This is a genomic window from Promicromonospora sp. NPDC110617, from assembly GCF_055598465.1.
In genome coordinates this window covers 1,133,167-1,155,008 of the sequence record NZ_JBVKBM010000001.1, presented here as the reverse complement: position 1 = coordinate 1,155,008, position 21,842 = coordinate 1,133,167, and the positions used below count along the sequence as shown (strand labels likewise).

17 protein-coding genes and 1 riboswitch are annotated in these 21,842 nt (G+C 73.0%); of the genes, 6 read left to right on the top strand and 11 right to left on the bottom strand.

Annotated elements, in window-relative coordinates; all coding sequences use genetic code 11:
• Positions 1 to 121: 121 nt before the first annotated feature.
• Both ACZ7LE_RS04980 and ACZ7LE_RS04975 read right to left on the bottom strand, forming a co-directional pair.
• Positions 122 to 2,332 carry an NADP-dependent isocitrate dehydrogenase gene (locus ACZ7LE_RS04980; RefSeq protein ID WP_470402212.1) on the bottom strand — a complete coding sequence of 737 codons (2,211 nt, stop codon included), beginning with the start codon at positions 2,330 to 2,332 and terminating at the stop codon, positions 122 to 124.
• Positions 2,333 to 2,504: 172 nt separating this feature from the next.
• Positions 2,505 to 3,494, bottom strand: coding sequence for a malate dehydrogenase (locus tag ACZ7LE_RS04975; protein WP_470402211.1), 990 nt, complete (start codon positions 3,492 to 3,494; stop codon positions 2,505 to 2,507).
• A 208-nt stretch (positions 3,495 to 3,702) separates the two neighbouring features.
• Here ACZ7LE_RS04975 and ACZ7LE_RS04970 point away from each other — a divergent pair, with 208 nt between their 5' ends.
• On the top strand, positions 3,703 to 4,665 hold the full coding sequence (locus ACZ7LE_RS04970; protein ID WP_470402210.1) for an MIP/aquaporin family protein: 963 nt from the start codon (positions 3,703 to 3,705) through the stop codon (positions 4,663 to 4,665).
• A gap of 137 nt (positions 4,666 to 4,802) precedes the next feature.
• Positions 4,803 to 6,017 carry a septum formation family protein gene (locus ACZ7LE_RS04965; protein WP_470402209.1) on the top strand — a complete coding sequence of 405 codons (1,215 nt, stop codon included), beginning with the start codon at positions 4,803 to 4,805 and terminating at the stop codon, positions 6,015 to 6,017.
• 55 nt (positions 6,018 to 6,072) lie between these two features.
• On the opposite strand, the gene ACZ7LE_RS04960 is transcribed toward ACZ7LE_RS04965, so the two are convergent.
• On the bottom strand, positions 6,073 to 6,510 hold the full coding sequence (locus ACZ7LE_RS04960; protein ID WP_400538865.1) for a DUF3017 domain-containing protein: 438 nt from the start codon (positions 6,508 to 6,510) through the stop codon (positions 6,073 to 6,075).
• Positions 6,511 to 6,619: 109 nt separating this feature from the next.
• Here ACZ7LE_RS04960 and ACZ7LE_RS04955 point away from each other — a divergent pair, with 109 nt between their 5' ends.
• A complete protein-coding gene (locus ACZ7LE_RS04955) occupies positions 6,620 to 8,014 on the top strand; it encodes an NAD(P)/FAD-dependent oxidoreductase (RefSeq protein WP_470402208.1) in 1,395 nt (464 codons plus the stop codon).
• Positions 8,015 to 8,238: 224 nt separating this feature from the next.
• On the opposite strand, the gene purH is transcribed toward ACZ7LE_RS04955, so the two are convergent.
• On the bottom strand, positions 8,239 to 9,891 hold the full coding sequence (gene purH / locus ACZ7LE_RS04950; protein WP_470402207.1) for a bifunctional phosphoribosylaminoimidazolecarboxamide formyltransferase/IMP cyclohydrolase: 1,653 nt from the start codon (positions 9,889 to 9,891) through the stop codon (positions 8,239 to 8,241).
• 33 nt (positions 9,892 to 9,924) lie between these two features.
• Positions 9,925 to 10,011: riboswitch (ZMP/ZTP riboswitch) on the bottom strand.
• Positions 10,012 to 10,132: 121 nt separating this feature from the next.
• Here purH and ACZ7LE_RS04945 point away from each other — a divergent pair.
• Positions 10,133 to 11,791, top strand: a complete 1,659-nt coding sequence (locus ACZ7LE_RS04945) for an FAD-dependent oxidoreductase (protein WP_470402206.1) — start codon at positions 10,133 to 10,135, stop codon at positions 11,789 to 11,791.
• A 45-nt stretch (positions 11,792 to 11,836) separates the two neighbouring features.
• Here the strand turns inward: ACZ7LE_RS04945 and ACZ7LE_RS04940 are convergent, their stop codons facing one another.
• Positions 11,837 to 12,457 (bottom strand): TetR/AcrR family transcriptional regulator, encoded by a 621-nt coding sequence (locus ACZ7LE_RS04940; RefSeq protein ID WP_470402205.1) that lies wholly within the window; start codon positions 12,455 to 12,457, stop codon positions 11,837 to 11,839.
• A 60-nt stretch (positions 12,458 to 12,517) separates the two neighbouring features.
• On the opposite strand from ACZ7LE_RS04940, the gene ACZ7LE_RS04935 reads away from it, so the two are divergent.
• Positions 12,518 to 13,555, top strand: a complete 1,038-nt coding sequence (locus tag ACZ7LE_RS04935; RefSeq protein WP_470402204.1) for an SDR family NAD(P)-dependent oxidoreductase — start codon at positions 12,518 to 12,520, stop codon at positions 13,553 to 13,555.
• A gap of 21 nt (positions 13,556 to 13,576) precedes the next feature.
• Here the strand turns inward: ACZ7LE_RS04935 and ACZ7LE_RS04930 are convergent, their stop codons facing one another.
• Positions 13,577 to 14,893, bottom strand: a complete 1,317-nt coding sequence (locus ACZ7LE_RS04930) for an MFS transporter (protein ID WP_470402203.1) — start codon at positions 14,891 to 14,893, stop codon at positions 13,577 to 13,579.
• Between the two features lie 82 nt (positions 14,894 to 14,975).
• On the opposite strand from ACZ7LE_RS04930, the gene ACZ7LE_RS04925 reads away from it, so the two are divergent.
• Positions 14,976 to 15,554: a helix-turn-helix domain-containing protein gene (locus ACZ7LE_RS04925; protein ID WP_470402202.1), complete on the top strand. Its 579-nt coding sequence runs from the start codon at positions 14,976 to 14,978 to the stop codon at positions 15,552 to 15,554.
• 9 nt (positions 15,555 to 15,563) lie between these two features.
• Here the strand turns inward: ACZ7LE_RS04925 and ACZ7LE_RS04920 are convergent, their stop codons facing one another.
• The 5 genes from ACZ7LE_RS04920 to sucD all read right to left on the bottom strand — a co-directional run bounded on the left by ACZ7LE_RS04920 (position 15,564) and on the right by sucD (position 21,813).
• Positions 15,564 to 16,826, bottom strand: a complete 1,263-nt coding sequence (locus tag ACZ7LE_RS04920; RefSeq protein ID WP_470402201.1) for an MFS transporter — start codon at positions 16,824 to 16,826, stop codon at positions 15,564 to 15,566.
• 257 nt (positions 16,827 to 17,083) lie between these two features.
• Positions 17,084 to 18,115 carry a type IV toxin-antitoxin system AbiEi family antitoxin domain-containing protein gene (locus tag ACZ7LE_RS04915; protein WP_470402200.1) on the bottom strand — a complete coding sequence of 344 codons (1,032 nt, stop codon included), beginning with the start codon at positions 18,113 to 18,115 and terminating at the stop codon, positions 17,084 to 17,086.
• A gap of 181 nt (positions 18,116 to 18,296) precedes the next feature.
• On the bottom strand, positions 18,297 to 18,941 hold the full coding sequence (purN, locus tag ACZ7LE_RS04910) for a phosphoribosylglycinamide formyltransferase (RefSeq protein WP_470402199.1): 645 nt from the start codon (positions 18,939 to 18,941) through the stop codon (positions 18,297 to 18,299).
• Between the two features lie 10 nt (positions 18,942 to 18,951).
• Positions 18,952 to 20,640 carry a cell division protein PerM gene (locus ACZ7LE_RS04905; protein WP_470402198.1) on the bottom strand — a complete coding sequence of 563 codons (1,689 nt, stop codon included), beginning with the start codon at positions 20,638 to 20,640 and terminating at the stop codon, positions 18,952 to 18,954.
• Positions 20,641 to 20,916: 276 nt separating this feature from the next.
• Complete coding sequence (gene sucD, locus ACZ7LE_RS04900) at positions 20,917 to 21,813, bottom strand: succinate--CoA ligase subunit alpha (protein ID WP_470402197.1); 897 nt, start codon at positions 21,811 to 21,813, stop codon at positions 20,917 to 20,919.
• Positions 21,814 to 21,842 lie beyond the last annotated feature (29 nt).

Genomic DNA, 21,842 nt, shown 5'->3' with positions numbered 1-21,842 from the left:
CGTCGAGACACCGACAGTCCCCGCCTCTTTTTCCACGGGAGCGACCAAGGTCACGTCAACGTGTCAGACCCTCAGGTCACCCGGGTGACCTGAGGGTCTGACACGTACGAGAGGACCGGCGTCAGAGGGACGCGAGGGCCTCGTTGAAGGTCGTGCTCGGGCGCATCACCGCGGACGCCTTGGCGTCGTCCGGACGGTAGTAGCCGCCGATGTCGGCCGGCTTGCCCTGGACCGCGACGAGCTCCTCCACGATGGCCTGCTCGCCCGTGGCCAGCGCCTCGGCGAGGGGCTTGAACGTGGCGGCCAGCTCGGCGTCGTCGGACTGCCCGGCCAGCTCCTGGGCCCAGTACAGGGCCAGGTAGAAGTGCGAGCCGCGGTTGTCGATCGTGCCCAGGCGGCGGCCCGGGGAGCGGTCCTCGTTGAGGAACGTGCCCGTGGCGCGGTCGAGGGTGTCGGCCAGGACCTGGGCCCGGGCGTTGTCCTCGCGCACCGCCAGGTGCTCGAAGGACGCCGCGAGCGCGAAGAACTCACCGAGCGAGTCCCAGCGCAGGTAGTCCTCCTCGACGAGCTGCTGCACGTGCTTCGGCGCGGAGCCGCCGGCGCCCGTCTCGAACAGGCCGCCGCCGTTCATCAGCGGCACGATCGAGAGCATCTTGGCCGACGTGCCGACCTCGAGGATCGGGAACAGGTCGGTGTTGTAGTCGCGCAGCACGTTGCCGGTCACCGAGATGGTGTCCAGGCCCTGGCGGATGCGCGCGAGCGAGAACGCCGTCGCCTCCGCCGGGTCCATGACGTGCAGCTCGAGGCCGTCGGTGTCGTGCTCCGGGAGGTACTGCTCCAGCTTCTGGATCAGGTTGGCGTCGTGCGCGCGGCGCGAGTTGAGCCAGAACACGGCGGGCGTCTCGGACAGCCGGGCGCGGGTGACGGCCAGCTTGATCCAGTCGCGGATCGAGGCGTCCTTGGTCTGGCAGGCGCGCCAGATGTCACCGGCGTGGACGGCGTGCTCGATGAGCACGACGCCGGAACCGTCGACCACGCGGACGGTGCCGTCCGTGGCGATCTCGAACGTCTTGTCGTGCGAGCCGTACTCCTCGGCCGCCTTCGCCATGAGGCCGACGTTGGGCACGGAGCCCATCGTGGCCGGGTCGAGGGCGCCGTTGACGCGGCAGTCGTCGATGACGGTCTGGTAGATCCCGGCGTAGGACGAGTCGGGGATCACCGCGAGGGTGTCGGCCTCCTCGCCGTCCGGCCCCCACATGTGGCCGCCGATGCGGATCATGGCGGGCATCGAGGCGTCGACGATGACGTCGGACGGGACGTGCAGGTTGGTGATCCCCTTGTCAGAGTTCACCATGGCCATCTTCGGACCGTCGGCCAGCGCGGCGTCGAACGCGGCGCGGATCTCGGCGCCGTTCGGCAGCGACTCGAGGCCGGCGAAGATGCCGCCCAGGCCGTCGTTCGCGGACAGGCCGGCGGCCGCCAGGTCCTGGCCGTACTTGTCGAAGACCGGCTTGAAGAACGCCTTGACCACGTGGCCGAAGATGATCGGGTCGGAGACCTTCATCATCGTGGCCTTGAGGTGCACCGAGAACAGGACGCCCTCGGCCTTGGCCCGCTCGATCGACTCGGCGAGGAACGCGTCCAGCGCGGCGGCGTCGAGGAACGTGCCGTCCACGACCTCACCGGCCAGCACCGGCAGGGACTCCTTGAGCACGGTCACGGTGCCGTCGGCGGCGACGTGCTCGATGCGCAGCGTGTCGTCGGCCTCGACGATCACGGACTTCTCGTTGGAGAAGAAGTCGTCGTGGCCCATGGTCGCGACGTTGGTCTTCGAGTCGGCCGCCCAGGCCCCCATGCGGTGCGGGTGCGCCTTCGCGTAGTTCTTGACCGAGGCGGGGGCGCGGCGGTCGGAGTTGCCCTGGCGCAGGACCGGGTTCACGGCGGAGCCCATGACGCGGCCGTAGCGCTCGCGCGCGTCCTTCTGCTCGTCGGTCTCGACGCTCTCCGGGAAGTCCGGCAGGTCGTAGCCGAGGGCCTGCAGCTCGGCGACGGCCGCCTTGAGCTGCGGCACGGACGCCGAGATGTTCGGCAGCTTGATGATGTTGGCCGCCGGGTCGTTCGCCAGCTCGCCCAGCTCGGCGAGCGCGTCCGCCTGGCGCTGCTCCTCCGTGAGCCGCTCCGGGAACTGGGCGATGATCCGGCCGGCGAGCGAGATGTCGCGGGTCTCGACGTCCACACCGGCCTTGGCCGCGTACGCCGAGACGATCGGCAGGAACGAGTACGTCGCCAGAAGCGGGGCCTCGTCCGTGTGGGTATAGATGATCTTGGACATGGGTGTGGCTGACTCCCCGGGATGTTGGAATGTGCCGATCTCTCGACATCAAGATACCTGAGGGTCCTGCGCACTCCTCAATTGCGAGACACACCTCACGCGCTACGTCTCGTTGGTCGAGCTTGTCGAGACCTGGTCCGGGGTCTCAACAAGCTCGACCAACGGTTTAGGGTCAGATGAGGCCCAGGGCCCGGACGGCGTCGCGCTCCTCCACGAGCTCGGCGACGCTCGCGTCGATCCGGCCGCGGGAGAACTCGTCGATCTCGAGGCCCTCGACGATCTTCCACTCGCCCGTGCCGTCGGACGTGACCGGGAACGAGGAGACGAGCCCCTCCGGCACGCCGTACTCGCCGGAGGACCACAGGCCGGCCGAGGTCCAGTCGCCCTCGGGGGTGCCGAGCGTCCAGTCGCGCACGTGCGCGATCGCCGCGTTGGCCGCCGACGCCGCCGACGACGCTCCGCGCGCCTGGATGATCGCGGCGCCGCGCTTGGCGACCGTCGGGATGAAGTCGTCGATGAGCCAGGCGGTGTCGGCCGCGACGTCGGCGCCGGGACGGCCGCCGACCTCGGCCCGGAACAGGTCCGGGTACTGCGACGCGGAGTGGTTGCCCCAGATGGTGAGCCTGCGGATCTCGCTGACGGGGGTCCCGGTCTTGGCCGCGACCTGCGAGAGCGCCCGGTTGTGGTCGAGCCGGGTCATCGCGGTGAACCGCGTCGCCGGCACGTCAGGGGCGTTCGAGGCCGCGATGAGGGCGTTGGTGTTGGCGGGGTTGCCGACCACGAGGACCCGGACGTCGTCCGCGGCGCCGTCGTTGATCGCCCGACCCTGGGGGCCGAAGATCCCGCCGTTGGCCTCCAGCAGGTCGGCGCGCTCCATGCCCGCGCCGCGGGGGCGGGCGCCGACGAGGAGGGCGACGTTGACGCCGTCGAAGGCCTTGACCGGGTCGTCGAAGATCTCGACGCCGGCCAGGTTCGGGAAGGCGCAGTCGTCGAGCTCCATGGCGGTGCCCTCGGCGGCCGCGACGGCCTGCGGGATCTCGAGGAGTCGGAGCCGTACTGGCGTGTCCGCGCCGAGCATCTCGCCCGCGGCTATGCGAAAGAGGAGCGCATACCCGATCTGGCCAGCGGCTCCGGTGACGGTGACATTCACGGGTTCAGTCATGACCCCACTCTTGCATCGACCGACCCGCCTCGCCCAGCCCCTGGGCCGATCCGTGTCTTGCCTGGTACCAGCACCCGGGTACGGTGAAGAAAATACCCGCGCGTATTCAGGTTTTGCTCAGGCGGGTAATGGCAGGATGTGCGCGACATCGCACTGCACGCCGCCATGACGCGCACCGAACGGTGTGCCACCGAAAGGATCTGACTTCATGTCCCAGGACCTCGCCGCGACCAGCGGCGTCACCGAGGTCGAGGAGCGGTCGCCCAGCCTGCTCTCCCGCCTGCTCGCCGAGACCTTCGGCACGTTCCTGCTGACGCTCGTGATCGTGGGTGTGCTCGTCTACAGCCCGCTGAACACGGTCGGCGGGCTCGGCGTGGCGCTCGGTGGAGGCTTCGCCTACATCGCGGGTGCCGCAGCCGTCGGCCGCGTCTCCGGTGCGCACTTCAACCCGGCGATCTCGCTGGGCGCCTGGCTCAGCGGCCGCATCTCGGTCAGCAACATGTTCAGCTACTGGGGCGCCCAGCTCGTGGGTGCGATCCTGGCGGCCGCCGTGGTGTTCGCGACCGTGCCCCAGGCGCTGCTCGCGCTGGTCGGCAAGGAGAACGTCTCCGACATGTTCGACTCGGCCGTCAACGGCTTCTCGGAGCACTCCCCGCTCTACCTGCAGACGCAGGGCCAGGCCCAGTTCGACTGGCTCCCGGCGCTGATCGTCGAGGTCATCATCTCCGCGATCCTCGTCGGCGTGTACCTCGGCGTGCACGACCGCCGCAGCAAGATCGGCTACGCCCCCGTCGCCGTTGGTAGCGCCATCGCCGCGCTGACCCTGGTCTCGTGGTTCGTCACCAACGCCGGCATGAACCCGGCCCGCTCCACGGCCGCCGCGCTCTTCGCGAACAACTGGGGCGGCGACGGCTCCGGCCGCCAGCTCTGGCTGTTCTGGCTCGCCCCGCTGGTCGGTGCCGCGCTCGCCGCCCTGTTCTACCGCGCGTTCGCCTCGGTCGAGCCCGAGGAGCTCGAGCTCGACGAGGAGGACGACGACGAGGACGACGAGGACGAGGTGACGGAGCCCGTCGCGACGACGTCCACCCCCGCGGCCGAGGCCACGGAGGAGAAGGCCACGGTCGAGACGCCCGAGACCGAGTCGGAGAAGAAGGCTGACGACAAGGCCTGATCCCACGCACGACCCGCACGACGCCGGGGCCGCACCTTCCGTACGGGAGGTGCGGCCCCGGCGTCGTACCGGCGGCGGGCTGACCGGATGAAACCGTCGCTTCCGGGACACAGCCCGCACCGCTACGATCCCGGATCATGGCCGACACCACGCAGACCTCCCGCGGCGCGACGGAACCGGCCGACACCGAACCGGGGGCCGTGGTCGGGCCGGAGGCCCCGGACGAGGACGTGAGCTCGGACGGGAAGCCGGGCGACACGGCGCGGTCCGACGACGGGAAGCCCGACGAGGACGTGCCGCCCGACAAGAAGTCCGACGACGAAGAGCCCGACGGCAAGGAGCCGGACGGCGAGGAGCCGGACGGCAAGGAGCCGGACGAGGACGACAAGCCGGACGACCGCACCGAACCGGCCGACACCGAGAACATCGGGGACCCCGCCGACCCCAACGAGCTGCCCTACCCGACGCGCGTCGGCTGGGTGGTCGCGGCGTTCCTGTTCTTCTGGCCGCTCGCGATCCCCGCGCTCGTGCAGTCGATGCGCACCGCCGAGGCGAACGGCACGGGCAACGTGCGGCGCGCGAAGAAGTCGTCGGTGCGCACCCTCGACTTCGCCCTGGGCGCGGTCACCCTGGGCGTGCTCGGGATCGCGGGCCTGTGGATCGCCGTCGCCGCGGCACCCACCTACGCGTCGGCGCTCCCGCCCGGGTTCGTCTCGGCCGCCAGGGCGTTCGTCCCGCCGGCGCTGGCGGGTCCGCTCGGCATCGAGCAGCCCGACGACGGCGCCGTGCTCGCGGAGCCGACGCCGTCCCCCACGCCGACCGACGACCCGTACGCCACGGCCGACCCCTACACCGAGGACCCGTACGCCGACCCGTACGCCGAGGACCCGGACGCGCTGCCCACGCAGGAGACCGGCGGCGAGCTGGAGCCGGACGAGGCGCCCACGCCGGACGCCGACACCGAGGCGACCGCCGGGGCCGAGATCCCGGACCTGCAGGTGGGTGACTGCATCGACACAGCGGCGACGTCGGGCCAGACCACGCTGTACCGGATCCCGGTGGTGCCCTGCACCACGGCGCACGGCGGCGAGATCTACGCGGAAACGACGGCGCCCGACAGCCTCGCCGAGAACGGCGCACCCCCCACGCAGCAGGCGCTGTGGGACGCGGCGGACGCGTACTGCTACCCGCAGTTCACGAAGTACGTGGGCCTGCGGTGGGCCAAGTCGGAGCTGCTCTACTGGCCGATCGCGCCGTCGGAGGAGAGCTGGGCCGAGGGCGACCGGCGCATCCTCTGCGTCGTGGAGTCGGAGCAGCCGGTGACGGGCTCGCTCGAGGGCGCCGACCGCTAGGTCGGCCCCGGCGGCAGAGGCCGGGCGTCAGATACCGGAAGTCAGAGGCCCGGCGTCAGATGCTCGGCGTCGCGACGGCGAGGGCGCCGATCAGCACTGCGGTCGCGCCGTACAGGATGATGTCGATGGTCCGGGTCCGGATGACGAGGCCGACGGGGCTGTCGAGCACCGCGCGGAAGATCGCGCAGACCACGAGGACCACCCCGATGCCGATCGCCCCGGCGCGTGCGCCGGCGATCAGCCCGAGCAGCACGGAGATGCCGACACCCGCGAGGACGAGCCAGATCGCGAGGTTGCTCCGCTGCGGCTCGGCCGGACTCATGTCGGAGTCCTCGCCGCTGGCTGGCTCACTGCGGTCGAGCTCCTGGCTGGTCGTCGTGGTGGCCGTCATCAGGTCGGCCGGTCCGGTGCGTTCGAGCGTAGCGGTTCCGACCGAGCCCGGCTCGAGGAGGCTCGTGGCGCCGGGGGTAGTCCGCATCTCACTGAGATCCACGGGACGAGGGTACAACCGAAACGTCGCGATTCTGCAGGACCGTGACCTGCTTGCAACCTGACACAAAGCACATTCCCAGGTTGGCGGCCTGCGAGCTACCGTGAGGTCCATGCCGTCCCCTTCAGGTCAGGTCCCCAGCAGCGTGGTCGTCGTGGGTGCGGGGCTGGCGGGCGCGCAGGCCTCCGCCGCGCTCCGGAAGCACGGTTTCGAGGGGCGCCTCACGGTGCTCGGCGCGGAGGGTCTGCCGCCGTACGACCGCCCGCCGCTGTCCAAGGAGCTGCTCAAGCGCACGGAGCCGGTCTGGCTTGCCGACGACCTCGGGATCGACCTCACCGCCCTCGCCGACGACCTGCGGCTCGCCGACCCGGCGACCCGCCTCGAGGTGGACCAGGAGCGGGTGACGGTGCGGACGGCGTCCGGCGACGACGTCGTGGCCGACGCCGTGGTGCTCGCCACGGGCAGCACCCCGGTGCGCCCTGCGGGCTGGGACGCCGCGATGACCCTGCACACGGCCCCGGACGCCGAGCGGCTGCGCGCGGCCGTCGTGCCCGGGATGCGGCTCGTGGTGGTCGGCGCGGGCTGGATCGGCGCGGAGGTGGCGGGCGTCGCCGCGGGCGCCGGCGCGCGCGTCACGGTCGTCGAGGCCGGCCCGGTCCCGCTGGAGCGGCAGCTCGGCCGCAGGGTGGGCGGTCTGCTCGCCCCCTGGTACGACGACGCCGGGGTCACCCTGGTCACGGGCGTCGCCGTCGAGAAGGTGCTGCCCGGGCCGCCCGGCGGCACGCCCGGTGGCGGCAGCGTCGTGCTCGCCGACGGCCGGGTGCTGGAGGCCGACCTGGTGCTGGCCGCCGTGGGGGCGCGTCCCGCGTCCGCCTGGCTCGCGGGCTCCCTGCCGCTGGAGGGGAACGGCGGGCTCCGGGTCAACCGCGCGGGCCGGTTCATGGGCATGCACTCCCCCACCGACCCGGCGGGGCGCCTGCACCTCGACGCGCTGCGCCGTGTCTGGGCCGTCGGCGACATCGCGACCCGCGAGCACCCGGTGTTCGGGCCAGTGCCGGGCGGGCACTGGTCGGCCGCCCTGCACGACCCCGAGGTGACGGTCCGGGCCCTGCTCGGGCTCGACGAGCGCGCGGCGGAGCCTGAGCACGTGCGCGAGCGGCTCGGCCTCGCCCCGATCCCGGCGCACGCCCCGTACGTGTTCTCGCAGCAGCTCGGGCACGACCTGGCGCTGTTCGGGGTGCCGTCCCCGTTCGACGACGTGGTGCTGCGCGGCACCCCCGCGGCGTCGGGCGGCTGGGGCGCCCTTTACCTGGAGAACGCGCTCGACCGGCACCCGCGCCGCACCCCGGACGGCCACCGGGTGGCGACCGTCCGGGCGATGCTGCTGGTCGACTCCCCACGCGAGGTGGGGCAGCTGCGCAAGCTGATGAACCGCGGGGTGCCGCTGGAGGTCGACCTGGACCGCGCGCTGGACCCGGCGGTCAAGCTCAAGGACGCCGTCGTCTGAGCCGGAGGCGCAGCGGAGGGTGCGGGCCGAGGAACGAGGCACGCGCCCGCAGCGGAGCCGCAGGCTCAGACGACCGACAAGCAACGTCTGAGCGGGAGGGCCGGCGTCAGCCCTCTCCTTTGAGGCCCGAGTTTCTTCGCTTTCGACAGCAGCAAAGCGAAGAAACCCGGGCCTCAAAGAGGATGAGCCTGGTCGACCGACGGAGCGCTCGACCGTCGATGTGCTCAGTGCGCGAAGTGGCGCGTGCCCGTCAGGTACATCGTGACGCCGGCCGCCTCGGCGGCCTTGACGACCTCCTCGTCGCGGATCGAGCCACCCGGCTGCACAACGGCGGTGACCCCGGCGTCGAGCAGCACCTGGAGGCCGTCCGCGAACGGGAAGAACGCGTCGGAGGCCGCGACCGCGCCGCGGGCGCGCTCGACTGGACCCGACTCGCCGTCGGCCAGGGTGTTGGCGCGCTCGACCGAGAGGCGGCACGAGTCCACGCGGTTCACCTGGCCCATGCCGATGCCGACGGCGGCGCCGTCCTTGGCCAGGAGGATCGCGTTCGACTTGGCGGCGCGCACGGCCTTCCAGGCGAACGCGAGGTCGGCGAGCACCTCGGGCGACGCCGCCTCACCGGTCGCGAGGGTCCAGTTCTCGGGGGCGTCGCCGTCGGCCTGGAACCGGTCCGTGGCCTGCATGAGCAGCCCGCCCGAGATGGGCCGGGTCTCCACCGAGCCGCCCGGCGCCTCGGGGACCACGAGCAGGCGGATGTTCTTCTTGGCCTGGAGGATCTCCAGCGCCTCCGGCTCGAAGCCAGGGGCCACGACGACCTCGGTGAACACCGGGGCGATCTGCCGCGCGGCGGCGGCCGTGACGGTACGGTTGGCCGCGATCACGCCGCCGTAGGCGCTGACCGGGTCGGTCGCGTGCGCCCGGGCGTGCGCCTCGGCGATGTCGCCGCCGACGGCGATGCCGCACGGGTTGGCGTGCTTGATGATCGCGACGGCGGGGCCCTCGTGGTCCCAGGCGGCGCGCCACGCGGCGTCGGCGTCGACGTAGTTGTTGTAGCTCATGGCCTTGCCGTGCAGCTGCTCGGCCTGGGCCAGGCCCGTGACGCCGTCGCCGCGGGTGTAGAGGGCGGCGCGCTGGTGCGGGTTCTCGCCGTAGCGCAGCACGTCGGCGCGCTCCCAGGTGCCGCCGACCCAGGCGGGGAAGCCGGAGTGCTGCGGCTCGCCGTCGACCGTCACCTCGTCCGTGGGCGACACGACGCTGCCCATCCACGAGGCCACGGCGACGTCGTAGGTGGCGGTGTGCACGAAGGCCTCCGCGGCGAGCGCCTTGCGCTGGGCGTAGGTGAACCCGCCGGCGCGGACGGCGTCGGCCACGGCCGAGTAGGCAGCGGGGTCCACGACGACGGCGACGGACGGGTGGTTCTTGGCCGCGGCGCGCACCATGGACGGCCCGCCGATGTCGATCTGCTCGACGACGGCGTCCGGCCCGGCGCCCGACGCGACCGTGGCGGCGAACGGGTAGAGGTTGACGACGACGAGCTCGAACGGCGCGATGTCGAGCTGCGCGAGCTGGTCGAGGTGGTCCTCCTTGCGGGTGTCGGCCAGGATGCCGGCGTGCACGCGCGGGTGCAGGGTCTTGACGCGGCCCTCCAGGCACTCGGGGAAGCCCGTGAGCTCCTCGACCGGGGTGACGGGGATGCCCGCGTCGGCGATCTTCGACGCGGTGGAGCCGGTCGAGACCAGCTCGACGCCGGCGTCGTGCAGCGCCGTGGCGAGCTCGATCAGGCCGGTCTTGTCGTAGACGCTCAGCAGCGCGCGCCGGACGGGGCGCTGCGAGTCGTCGGTGAGCTGGACGTCAGGGGTGGACGGGGCGCCGGACATGGCGGTTCTCCTCGGAAGTAGCCTCGTGGAAAACCCTGGCACCCAGGCGGGCGGCGCGCATCACGGGTCGCTCGGCCGCTCCCCGGTGGTGACCCACCCTCGCCAGTCACGGCCAGGTGCAGTCTAGCGGTGGCCGGGCCGTGCCGTTCCGGCCCCGGGGTCTTGCGGTCCTCCGGGGGCACGGGAGTAGGTTGTGCCCCAACCGGACAATGTCGTCCGGTATGAGCCGGAGGGAGCCGCGATGACGCAGCAGGAAGCGATGGCGCAGCAGGAAGTGGTCGACGTGCTGGTGGCCGGGACGGGCGCGGCCGGGCTCAGCGCCGCGATCGCCGCGGCGGACGCCGGGGCGAAGGTGCTGGTCGTGGAGTCCGCGGACCGGTGGGGCGGCACCACGATGCGCAGCGGCGGCGGGCTGTGGCTGCCGGACAACCCCGTGATGCGGCGTGCGGGGATCGCCGATTCCCGCGAGGAGGCGCTGACGTACCTGAAGGCGGCGGTCGGCGACGTGGGCCCCGCGAGCTCGACCGCCCGCCGGGAGGCGTTCGTCGACACCGTGGACGAGCTGGTCACGACGCTGGAGCGGCACGGGGTGCGCTGGGCGTCCGCGAAGAACTACCCCGACTACTACCCCGAGCGGCCGGGCGGCAAGATCGGGCGGTCGATCGAGCCCCGGCCGTACGACACGAGGCGGCTCGGGGACTGGATCGAGCGGTCCCGCGTCAAGGACGGCGTGCCGCTCGCCGTGATGAACGACGACTTCTACGAGCTGGGCCGGGCCTGGTCCACGCCGTCCGGCTTCGTCCGCGGGGCCCGGCTGGTGTTCCGGGTCCTGGGCGGCCTGCTCACCGGCAAACGGCAGGTCGGCATGGGTGCGGCGCTGGCCTGTTCCCTGATGGAGATCGTGCGGGCGCAGGGTACGGAGGTGCGGCTCGGCACCCCGCTGACGGAGCTGCTGGTGGAGGACGGCGCCGTGGTCGGGGCCGTCGTCGGCCCACCGGAGGATCGCCGCACCGTGCGGGTACGGGGCGGCGTCGTGCTCGGCGCGGGCGGGTTCGCCCACCGGACGGAGTGGCGCCAGGAGCACCACGGCGTGCCCGGCTGGAGCGCCGCCTCCAGGGACGACCAGGGCACGGCCATCGAGGCCGGGGCCGACGCCGGCGGCGCGCTCGCGCTCATGGACGACGCCTGGTGGGGCGCCGGCGTGGACAACGGCGACGAGGGGATGCACGGCTTCGTGCTGTCCGAGCGGTCCATGCCGTACTCGGTCGTGGTGGACTCCTCCGGCGCCCGGTTCGTCAACGAGTCCACGAGCTACATCGACTTCGGTCACGCGATGCTGGAACGGGACGAGGAGGTCCAGGCGATCCCGTCGTGGCTGGTCATGGACGTCCGCGCGCGACGGCGCTACCTCAACACGTCGCTCCTGGGCGGCCGTCGGCGCTACGTGGAGAACGGCACGCTCGTGTACGCCGACACCCTCGCGGAGCTGGCGGACAAGCTCGGCCTGGACCCCGCGACGTTCCGGGACACGGTCGCGCGGTTCAACGGGTTCGCCCGGTCCGGCAAGGACGCCGACTTCGGCCGCGGGGACTCCGCGTACGACCGCTACTACTCGGACCCGACGGTGCGACCCAACCCGAACCTCGGCCCGATCGAGCGCGGCCCCTTCTCGGCGCTCAAGATCGTGCCCGGCGACCTGGGCACCAAGGGCGGCCTGCTCACCGATGAGCACGCGCGCGTGCTGCGGGAGGACGGCACCGCGATCGACGGCCTGTACGCGGCCGGCAACACGACGGCGTCGGTGATGGGGCGCACCTACCCCGGGCCCGGCTCGACGATCGGCCCGGCGGCCGTGTTCGGATGGATCGGCGGCGGGCACGCGGCGGGACGCCGGGGTTAGGCCGCGGCGGGGCGGTCCGGGCGCGCGAGGCGTACCGGGACGCCGTCAGGCGCCGTCCGGGATCCGCACGTCGATCCCCAGCAGCTCCCAGGCGCGCTGCGCCCGGCGCACCCGGTCCTCCCCCTCGGTCTGGGACAGCCCACCGGCCACCATGGCGACGGCGAGCAGCAGGTCGTCCGACGTCGTCCCGGCCGGGACCGTACCGGCCGCCGTCGCCGCCGCCAGCCGGGTGCCCAGCGCGCCCGCGACCCGCTCCCCCAGGGCGACGATCCGCTCGTCCGCGGGCACGCTCGACCGGACCAGGTCGACGAACCCGACCGAGTCGATCGCGTGCCGCGTGACGAGGCCGAGCAGGTCGGGCAGGTCGGCCTCCGACGCGGCTGCCGCCTCCTCGACGGCGACGACCTGCTCCTCGAAGACGGCGACCACGAGGTCGAGCCGGTCGGGGAAGTGCCGGTAGAGGCTCCCCTGCCCGACGCCGGCGCGCTTGGCGACCGCGCTCAGCGGCGCGCTCGTCCCGGCGGACCCGAACACCTCGCGGGCCGCGGCCAGCAGCGCCGCGCGGTTGCCCGCCGCGGCGCGAGGGCCGAGGTTGGGTGCACCGCCGCGACGCGTCGCGCCGTGAGGAACGGCACCGGGTCGGGGGTCGCGAAGTACGCCGGTCATAGCGGTATTCTAGATACCGGACAACGTTGTCCGGTACCAACCACGTCCGAGGAGCGCACCATGGCACTGACCACCCACTCGACCGTCGGCGACTGGCTCGACCACCCCGTCGGGGGCCGGATCCTCGCCGACTTCCTTGCTCAAGGCGGGGCGACGCCGGACTCGCTGGCCCCCGCCCGCGGCCTGGCGCTGGAGCAGCTCGTCGCGATGTCCGGCGGCAAGTTCCCGGCCGAGGCGCTCGACGCGCTGCTCGCCGCGTACCGTGAGGCCGCGCCCGAGGAAGCCGCAGCCGCCGATGCGGCGGAGGACGAGCCGGCCGCTGCGGGCTGGGCCGAGCAGATCACCCCCGGCCGCTTCGCCGGCCAGACCGTCGTGGTCACCGGCGCGGCCTCCGGCATCGGCCGGGCCGTCGCCTCGCGCGTGGCCCGCGAGGGCGGGCGCGTGATCGCGGCCGACATCTCCGCGGAGAAGCTCGACGAGCTCGCCGCCGCGCTGACCGGGCTCCCGGCCGGGGCCGAGATCGTCCCCGTGGCGGGCGACATCTCCGCCCAGGACGACGTCGACCGCATCGTGGCAGCCGCGGGCGACCGCGTGGACGCGCTGGCCAACGTCGCCGGGATCATGGACGACATGTCGGCGATCCACGAGGTGAGCGACGCCCTGTGGGAGCGGGTGCTGCGGGTGAACCTGGAGGGCACGATGCGGCTCACCCGCGCCGTCGTACCCGGGATGCTGGCGGCGAAGGAGGGGCGCATCGTCAATGTCGCCTCCGAGGCGGGGCTGCGCGGCTCGGCCGCCGGCGTCGCCTACACGGCGTCCAAGCACGCGGTGGTCGGGCTCACGAAGTCGACCGCCGTGATGTACGCGAAGCACGGCATCCGCACCAACGCCGTCGCGCCCGGCGGCGTGGCCACGGGCATCCCGGTGCCCGGCCAGGCCGAGTTCGGCGCGCCGGTGCTGCGGCCCCACCAGGTCAACATCCTCAGCCTCGCCATGGCGGAGGAGCTGGCCGCGACCATCACCTTCCTGCTGTCGAAGGACTCGGTGAACCTGAACGGGGCGATCATCGCGGCGGACGGCGGCTGGTCTGCCGTCTGACCGGCCTGGCGGCCCGGGCGGTCAGGTGGCCGACGGCGCGCGCGTCGTCGGCCACTCGACGACGTCGGCCGCCCAGGTGTCCGGCAGGCCGACGCGCCACAACGGGCGCACGAGGAACATGGCCAGGAACGACGCGGCCCACGCGGCGGCGAACAGCCACATGGCGGGGCCGATGCCCAGGCTCGCGAGCAGCATGCTCCCCACCAGCGGCGCGACGGGGCCGGCCACCAGGCCGGTCAGGCCCATCGTCGCGGCCATGCGCCCCTGCATCTGCCCCGGTGTGATCGCCGTGACGTACGAGAGCATCCCAGCGTTGAGCGCGGGCGCGAAGAACATCATCCCCGTCAGCGCGGCGACGAACCCCCAGTAGGTCGGGAACAGCGCCATCAGCACGACGGCGACCCCGGAGACGCCGAGCGCCAGCACCGTGAGGACGCCGACGCGCACCCGCTGCACGAGCAGACCCGCGAGGACGGAGCCAGCCAGCACCCCCACCCCGACCGCGGTGTTGATCAGGCCGATGAGCGCGGGCGTCGTCCCGGTGCTCACCAGGTGCAGGTTGATCGCGACCATCATGCCGTTCAGAACCACGTTGACCAGCATGAACAGCCAGAGCGACGCCCGGAGCAGGGGGACGCCGAACACGTAGCGCAGCCCCTCCCGCAGCGCGACGACGGGATGCTCGGCGCGCGCGGCGTCGAGGTCGCCGTTGAGCGGCTCTCGCACCAGGGACGTGGCCACCACGGACACCAGCCGCCCGGCCGCGGACACCGCGAAGGGCAGCACGGTGCTCATCCCGTAGAGCAGACCACCGAGCGGACCCTGGAGCAGCGTGGCCGCGGCGTCGCGCCCCTGCGCGATCGACATCGCCTGCCCGAGCTGCTCCTGGGGGACCACGGCATGCAGCGCCGCCGTCCCGGCCGGGTCCATGAGCGCGCCCACCAGGGACGAGACGAACAGCGCCGCGGCCAGGTGCGGGGCGGTGATCGAGAGCCCGTCGACCAGGCCGGCGACCACCACGCTGGTCCAGGCGAGCGCCGCGACCGCGCCGCCGGCCATGATGAGCCGACGGCGGTCCACCCGGTCCACGATGACGCCGGCCGGCAGGGTCAGGAGCACCGACCCGAGCTGGCCCACGAAGGCGATCACGCCGGCCTGCACCACCGATCCCGTGACCGCGTAGGCGAGCAGCGGCACCGCGAAGGCGCCGACCGCGGCGCCGACGTCCTCCGCCGTCGCGCCCGTCAGCAGGAGCCGGTAGGACCGGTTCCGCCAGAGCCCGACGGGCTGCTCACCCGCCGTCGCCTCGCCCGCCGCGCGGGCCTCGTCCGTCGTCATGCGCACACCGTAGAGTCCGCAACTACTATTGCGCAATGATAGTTGCGCATCTGTCGTTGCGGGATCTTGTTAGCCTGGCGCGATGGCATCGAAGGAGCCCTTCCGCATCACCGATCCGGAGACGATGCGGGCGCTGGCCCACCCGCTCCGGCAGCGGATCATGGTCGAGCTGAACGTCCGCGAGCACGCCCGCGCGGCCGACCTCGCCCGGACCCTCGGGGAGCCGGCCAACTCGATCAGCTTTCACCTGCGGGTGCTCGCGAAGCACCACTTCATCGAGGAGGCACCGGAGCTCGCCCGCGACAAGCGGGACCGGGTGTGGCGGCCGCTCGTCGAACGCTTTCTGGTGGAGGGCAACGTCGGCCACGAGGAGCAGATGCTCGACCCGATCCTGCGCTGGGTGCGCGACGAGTTCCTGCGCGACCGGACGGCACCGGGAGCCCAGGACGACTTCCACGAGGGCATGGCCAGCGGCGCGTTCCTCACGCGCGAGGAGGCCGAGCAGATGACGGCGGAGGTGGTCGCCGTCATGGAGAAGTGGTGGGACCGGACCGGGGCCGCCAAGCGGGCCGACCCCGACGACCCGGCGCGGCGGTACTACCAGATCCTCTACACCCTCGGCCCCCGGGACCTGGCCGCCGAACCGGAGCCGGAGGCCTGACCGCTCCGGCTACTCGAGCGCGTCGGCCGCCCAGGTGTCCGGGCGGCCGATCCGCATCAGCGGGCGCGTGAGGCGGAGCGCCACGAGCACGGCGACCATGGCGCCCACCATGACCCAGAGCGTGACGCCGATGCCCCAGCCCTCCAGGAGCGCGCTGCCCAGCACGGGCGCGGCGGGGGCGGCGATCAGCCCGGTCAGCCCAAGCAGGGACGTGGCGCGGCCCATCATGCGGTCGGGGATGATCACCGTGAGGTAGCCGGTGAAGCCCGCGTTGAGCGCCGGGTAGAGGAACACGCCGGCCGCCAGCATCGCGAGGAACACCCAGTACGTGGGCGCGAACGCCATGACGACCAGCGCGGCGGCGAGCGTCCCGATGGCGAGCAGCCCGAGCCGGCCCACCCGGGTGCGCCGCACGATCGGCCCCGCGACCACGACTCCGGCCAGCATGCTGACGCCGGCACACGCGTCCACGAGGCCGATGAGCCGCGGGTCCGTCCCGGTGCGCACGAGCTCCAGGTTGATCGCCACGACCAGGGCGATCGACGTCAGGTTGAGCAACGTGATGAGCACGAGCACCGCGCGGAACAGCGGCACGGCGCCGACGAAGGCCAGGCCGTCGCGCAGGTCGGCGAGCGGGTGGTTCTGCTGGGTCCGTCGGCCGTTGAGCGGCTTGCGCACGAACGACACGGCGACCACCTCGATCAGGTGCCCCAGCACGGACGCGACGAACGGCAGCACGTGCGCCATGCCGTACAGGAACCCGCCGACAGGCCCCGCGAACAGCGCGACCGCCGCCATCCGCCCCTGGTTCACGGCCATCGCGTTCGCCATCTGGGCGGGCGGGACGACGGCGCGCAGCGCGCCGCCCGACGCCGGGTTCACGAACGCGCTCACCATCGAGGAGCCGAACAGCACCACGGCCAGGTGCCAGGCGCCGAGCGCCCCCGCCAGCCCGACGGCGACGACCGTGGCCCACAGGACGGTGCCCGTCGCGGCGGCGACCACCAGGAGCGCGCGGCGGTTGACCCGGTCCGCGACCACGCCCGCCGGCAGCGTCGCCAGCAGCGCGCCCGCCTGGCCGACGCCGCTGATCAACCCTGCCTGACCTACTGAGCCCGTGACCTCGAACGCCAGCAGCGGGACCGCGAACGTGCCGACGCCGGCGCCGATCGCCTGCGCGAACCGCCCGGTCGTCAGGAGCAGGTACGCGGTGTTCTTCCGCAGCGGGACCTCGGTACTGACCGCGTCCGCCGTCGTCGTCTCCCCTGTCACGCCGCACAACGTACCGGGTGAAATGTCCTCCTCATGACGCCGGAGGGTCGAGCGCGGTCACCCACTCACCTTTGAGGCCCGGCTTTCTTCTCTTTGGGCGGCCGCAAAGAGAAGAAAGCCGGGCCTCAAAGGTGACCTCAAGGGCGGCAGTCGGGGCGGAGACCGGGGCGGAGAGCCGGATGGCGACCGACGCGTCCAGCGACAGCGGGACACCGGGACACCAGGACAGCGACGCCGTCGTTATTGGGCCCCGAGAGTTACCGAGACATCGACGTCGTCGTTACCGAGGCGCCCAGGGTGACCGGGGCACCGACGTCGTCGTAGTTACCGGGCGTCCAGCCGGCCTCGCGCAACAACGCGGTCAGGACCTCCGGCATGCGGACCCGGAGGTCCTTCGCCGTGAAACGCAGCAGGCGCGAGCCGCCCGCCGAGGCCAGCGCGTTCTGCCGCGTGCGGTCGCGGAACACCGCGCCCGGCGCGCTGTGCACCTCGACGCCGTCGACCTCGACGAGCAGCCAGGTGCCGTCCGGCAGCCGCCAGGCGAGGTCGACCCGGCCGAGATGGACGCCGTCCGGCCCCAGGAGCACGAGCTGCAGGGTGTCCGGCGGGATCCCCGCGTCGAGGCAGGCCAGCCGGGCGACGGACTCGAGCGGCGACTCCGACCGGCCGTCCGCCAGGCGCCACCAGGGATGCGTGGCCTCGACGTCGCGGTGCCCGCGCGCCAGGTCGTGGGCGCGGGCCAGGTCGTCAGCCGTGGCGGACCGCGTGTGCAGCAGGTCGTCCATCGCGGCCACGGCGTCGTCCCGGCGCATGTTCCCGACGCCGAGGGCGAGGGCGTCCGTGACGCTCGCGATCCGGAAGTCGCCGGCGAACCGGCCGGTCACCATGTCGCCGCGCTTGTGGAACGTGATGCCGTCCCGCCTGGGCCGCCAGTGCCCGTCGGGCGCGACCACCTCGGACGGGATGGTGCGCGGCAGCCCCTTGACCTTGTACAGCGCGAGGGCGCTCAGACCGACGGCGGTCGATCCCGGGCCGGCGGCCAGCAGGCCGACCCACGCGGGACGACGTCGGAGGTGGTCGAGCAGGTCAGGACGTGACCGGTCGGCAGGCGGCACGACGTCGGTGTCGTAGACGCCCTGCGTGACGCGGACCAACCGGCACTGCCGGACGAGGCGGTACCGCCACTGGGCGTCGACGCCGATGCCGTCGAGCTGCGCGGCGGAGATCAGCCCCTCCTGGCGGCAGGCGATGAGCTCCAGCTGCACGGGCAGGGCCTTGAGTGGTCGCATGAACCAATATCAGCACGCAACCAGCATCAAAGATGATGAAACATGACCAGTCTGTGGATAACCGCCGTCCGCCACTCACCTTTGAGGCCCGGGTTTCTTCGCTTTGGGCAACCGCAAAGCGAAGAAACCCGGGCCTCAAAGGTGATCAGCGATCAGGGGTGTCAGCGGGCGATCAGGGGTGTCAGCGGCCGATCGACGCCTTGCGGCCCGCGACGTGGACGCCCTCGCGGGCCAGGCGGCCCACCGTCTCGACCAGCAGCGCGCGCTCGGCGACCTTGATCCGCTCGGTCAGCGTGGGCTCGTCGTCGGAGTCGAGCACCGGGACGGCCGTCTGGGCGAGGATCGGGCCGGTGTCCACGCCGTCGTCGACCACGTGCACCGTGCAGCCGGTGACCTTCACACCGTGGGCGAGCGCGTCGCGCACGCCGTGCGCGCCCGGGAAGGCGGGCAGCAGGGCCGGGTGCGTGTTGATCATCCGGCCCTCGAACTTGCGGACGACGCCGGGCGCCAGGATCCGCATGAAGCCCGCCAGGATCACGTAGTCGGGCTGGAACACCGAGATGGCCTCCAGCACGCCGTCGTTCCAGGCCGCGCGGTCGTCGAAGTCCTTCAGCGCGACGACGGCGGAGGCGACCCCGGCGTCCCGGGCCAGGTCGAGCGCGCCCGCCGTCGGCCGGTCCGTGACGAGGCCGACCACGCGCGCGCCGTAGGCGGCGTCGTCGTGCGCGGCGAGCAGCGCCGCGAGGTTGGAGCCGCCGCCCGAGGCGAGCACCACCAGGCGCTTGGCGGATGTGGACTCGACGGGGTGACCGGAGGGCGTCTGCACGGGCCCCAGCCTACTTTCCCGGGCCCGCCCCGCGAGCCTCGGCACCGTCAGCCGGACCGGCCGCACCGGCCGCCGGCTCGGCATCGGATTCCACCTCCGGCTCGGGGTCCGAGACGGCGTACGCCGCGGTGCGCGCCCAGTCCCCGGACGGGCCCGGGCCCGCCTCGTGCGCGCCCGGCTCCTCGTCGGACGGCGCAGCGCCCTCTTCGGGCGCGCCTGCCTCGTCGCCCCGGCCCGGCGCGTCGCCCAGCCCGAGCTCCGCCGCGAGATCGCGCGCTTCCCCGCCCGGCGTGTCGTCCCGGTCCCCGCCCACCGGCGCCGGACGCCGCAGCCACGCCACGAGGTCCTCCCCGATCGCGCCGCGCCGCGCCACCACGTCCAGCTTGGCGCCCAGCAGCACGGCCGCCGCTCCCCCGCCGACCTCGGCGGCCACAAGGCCTGCGGTCACGAGCGGGTCGGCCCCGATCTGGGACAGCCGCCCCGGCCCGACGGCGCCCGCGGCAGCAAGCTGTCCCAGCAGCACGAACACCCCGGGCACGAGCACGATCCCGCCGAGCACCCAGCCGACGTCGGCCCACCGCACCAGCGTCGGCTCCAGCCGGCGCCACACGAACAGTGCCGCCACGACGCCGCACGCGACCACGAGCAGGGGCGCCCAGGCACTGACCGGGTTGGCCCAGTCCTCCCCCGGCAGCGCCCCGAGCAGCGGCACGGCGGGCAGCGGCCCGGAGACCGTGCCGAACACCGTGAAGCTCGTCCCCTCGCCGACGGCGAAGCCCGGCCCCGCGACCCAGGCGACCGCCCACAGCAGCAGGTTGGGCAGCAGCGCGAGCTGCGCCACGGCGAACACGATCCCGCCGGTCCAGCCCGGTTCGAGGGCGGTGACGATGTCCGACGACGTGGCCCGGCCCGCGACTGCCCACGCCGCGACCAGGAGCGCGGCCGCGCCCGTCAGCAGCGCGACCACCACCGCGCCGCCCCGCAGCCCGAGACGCAGCGTGGCGGGGACCAGGTCGAAGCCGGTGAGCCGCCGGGCCAGCTCCTCGGCCCGCTCGCCGAGCTCGGCCGGAGCCGGCGCGTCCGGTCGCGCCAGGATGCCCAGCGCCATGCCCAGCCCGCCCATGACCAGGCCGGCCGGCAGCGCCAGGGCGAGCGACCAGCCCGGGGCGCTGCCCGCGAGGGCGGCGACCGCCGTCGTGCACAGGCCGTAGGTGACGGTGCCGGCCGCCCAGGCGGGGACCGAGGTCGCGGCGAACCGCTTGGCCGAGGCGTACGTGGCGAACAGCGCCAGGGCCGCGATGCCGAGCGGCGCGAGGGTGACGGTCACGTCGTCGGCGGTCAGCGCGACGCCGTGCCCCAGCAGCCAGAGCCCGGTGGCGACGTCGATGGCGGAGCGGACCTGGCCGCCGTCGCCCGGGGCGTCCGTCGTGGAGTCGAGCGTGGCCGCGCCCACGAGGTAGGCGACCACCGCCGGGAGCACCACGACGGCGAGGGACAGGACGAGGGCCTGGGCCGCCGAGAGCACGCCGACCACGACGTGGGAGAGCGCGAACGACCGCTGCTCGGGGGCGGGCGACTGCTCGACCAGGCGGCCGCGGCGGGCCGCCGGGCGGTTGCCGGCCGGGCGGGTCGTGCGGGCGCCGGAGGTACGGGCGCCGGAGGTGCGGCTGGCCGTGCTCGGGCGGGGTGGTGCGCTCACCCGGCAATCTTCACCCGCGCCCGGGCCTCTCCCCCGGGACCTGCCTCGGCGTGGCCCGGGTGAACTTCGGGAGATATTACGGCCGGGTATGGAGTTCGCCGGGGGATCTGGTGTAGGAACGCCCGCTTTGCGAAGCAGCCCGTGGCCGCTGCAGAAGGACGGGCCCGGCCACCCCCAGCGCGACGAGTCCGATCACCCCGGTGCCGAAGACTCCCCAGGGGATGTGACGACGACGGCGGCTCCCCCGTGCGAGGGAACCGCCGTCGTCGATCAGGGTCAGAGCCCCTGCAGGATCTCCCGCATGAGGTCGGCGGTCTCGGACGGCGTCTTGCCGACCTTCACGCCGACGGCCTCGAGGGCCTCCTTCTTGGCGGCCGCGGTGCCGGCCGAGCCGGACACGATCGCGCCGGCGTGGCCCATCGTCTTGCCCTCGGGGGCGGTGAAGCCCGCGACGTAGCCGACGACCGGCTTGGTGACGTGCGCCTTGATGTACTCGGCGGCACGCTCCTCGGCGTCGCCGCCGATCTCGCCGATCATCACGATCGCCTTGGTCTCCGGGTCGTTCTCGAAGGCCTCGAGCGCGTCGATGTGCGTGGTGCCGACGATCGGGTCGCCGCCGATGCCGATGGCGGTCGAGAAGCCGAAGTCCTTCAGCTCGTACATCATCTGGTAGGTCAGCGTGCCCGACTTCGACACGAGGCCGATGGGGCCCTTGCCCGTGATGGTGTGCGGGGTGATGCCGGCGAGCGACTCGCCCGGGGTGATGATGCCGGGGCAGTTCGGCCCGATCATCCGGGTCTCCTTGCCCTGCAGGTACGACCACACCTCGGCGGTGTCCTGCACCGGCACGCCCTCGGTGATGACCACCAGCAGGCCGATGCCCGCGTCGATGGCCTCGATGGCGGCGTCCTTCGTGAAGGCCGGCGGCACGAAGACGACGGAGACGTCCGCGCCGGTCTCGGCCATGGCCTCCTTGACGGTGCCGAACACCGGGAGGGTGACGTCGGCGCCCGCGGCGTCCTTGTGGGTCACCGTGGTGCCGGCCTTGCGGGCGTTCACGCCGCCGACGATCTGCGCGCCGGAGTCCAGCATCAGGGCGGTGTGCTTGGCACCCATGCCGCCCGTGATGCCCTGGACGATGATCTTCGAGTCCTGGTTCAGGTAGATCGACATTGTCTTCTTGTCTCTGCTTTCGAAGTCTT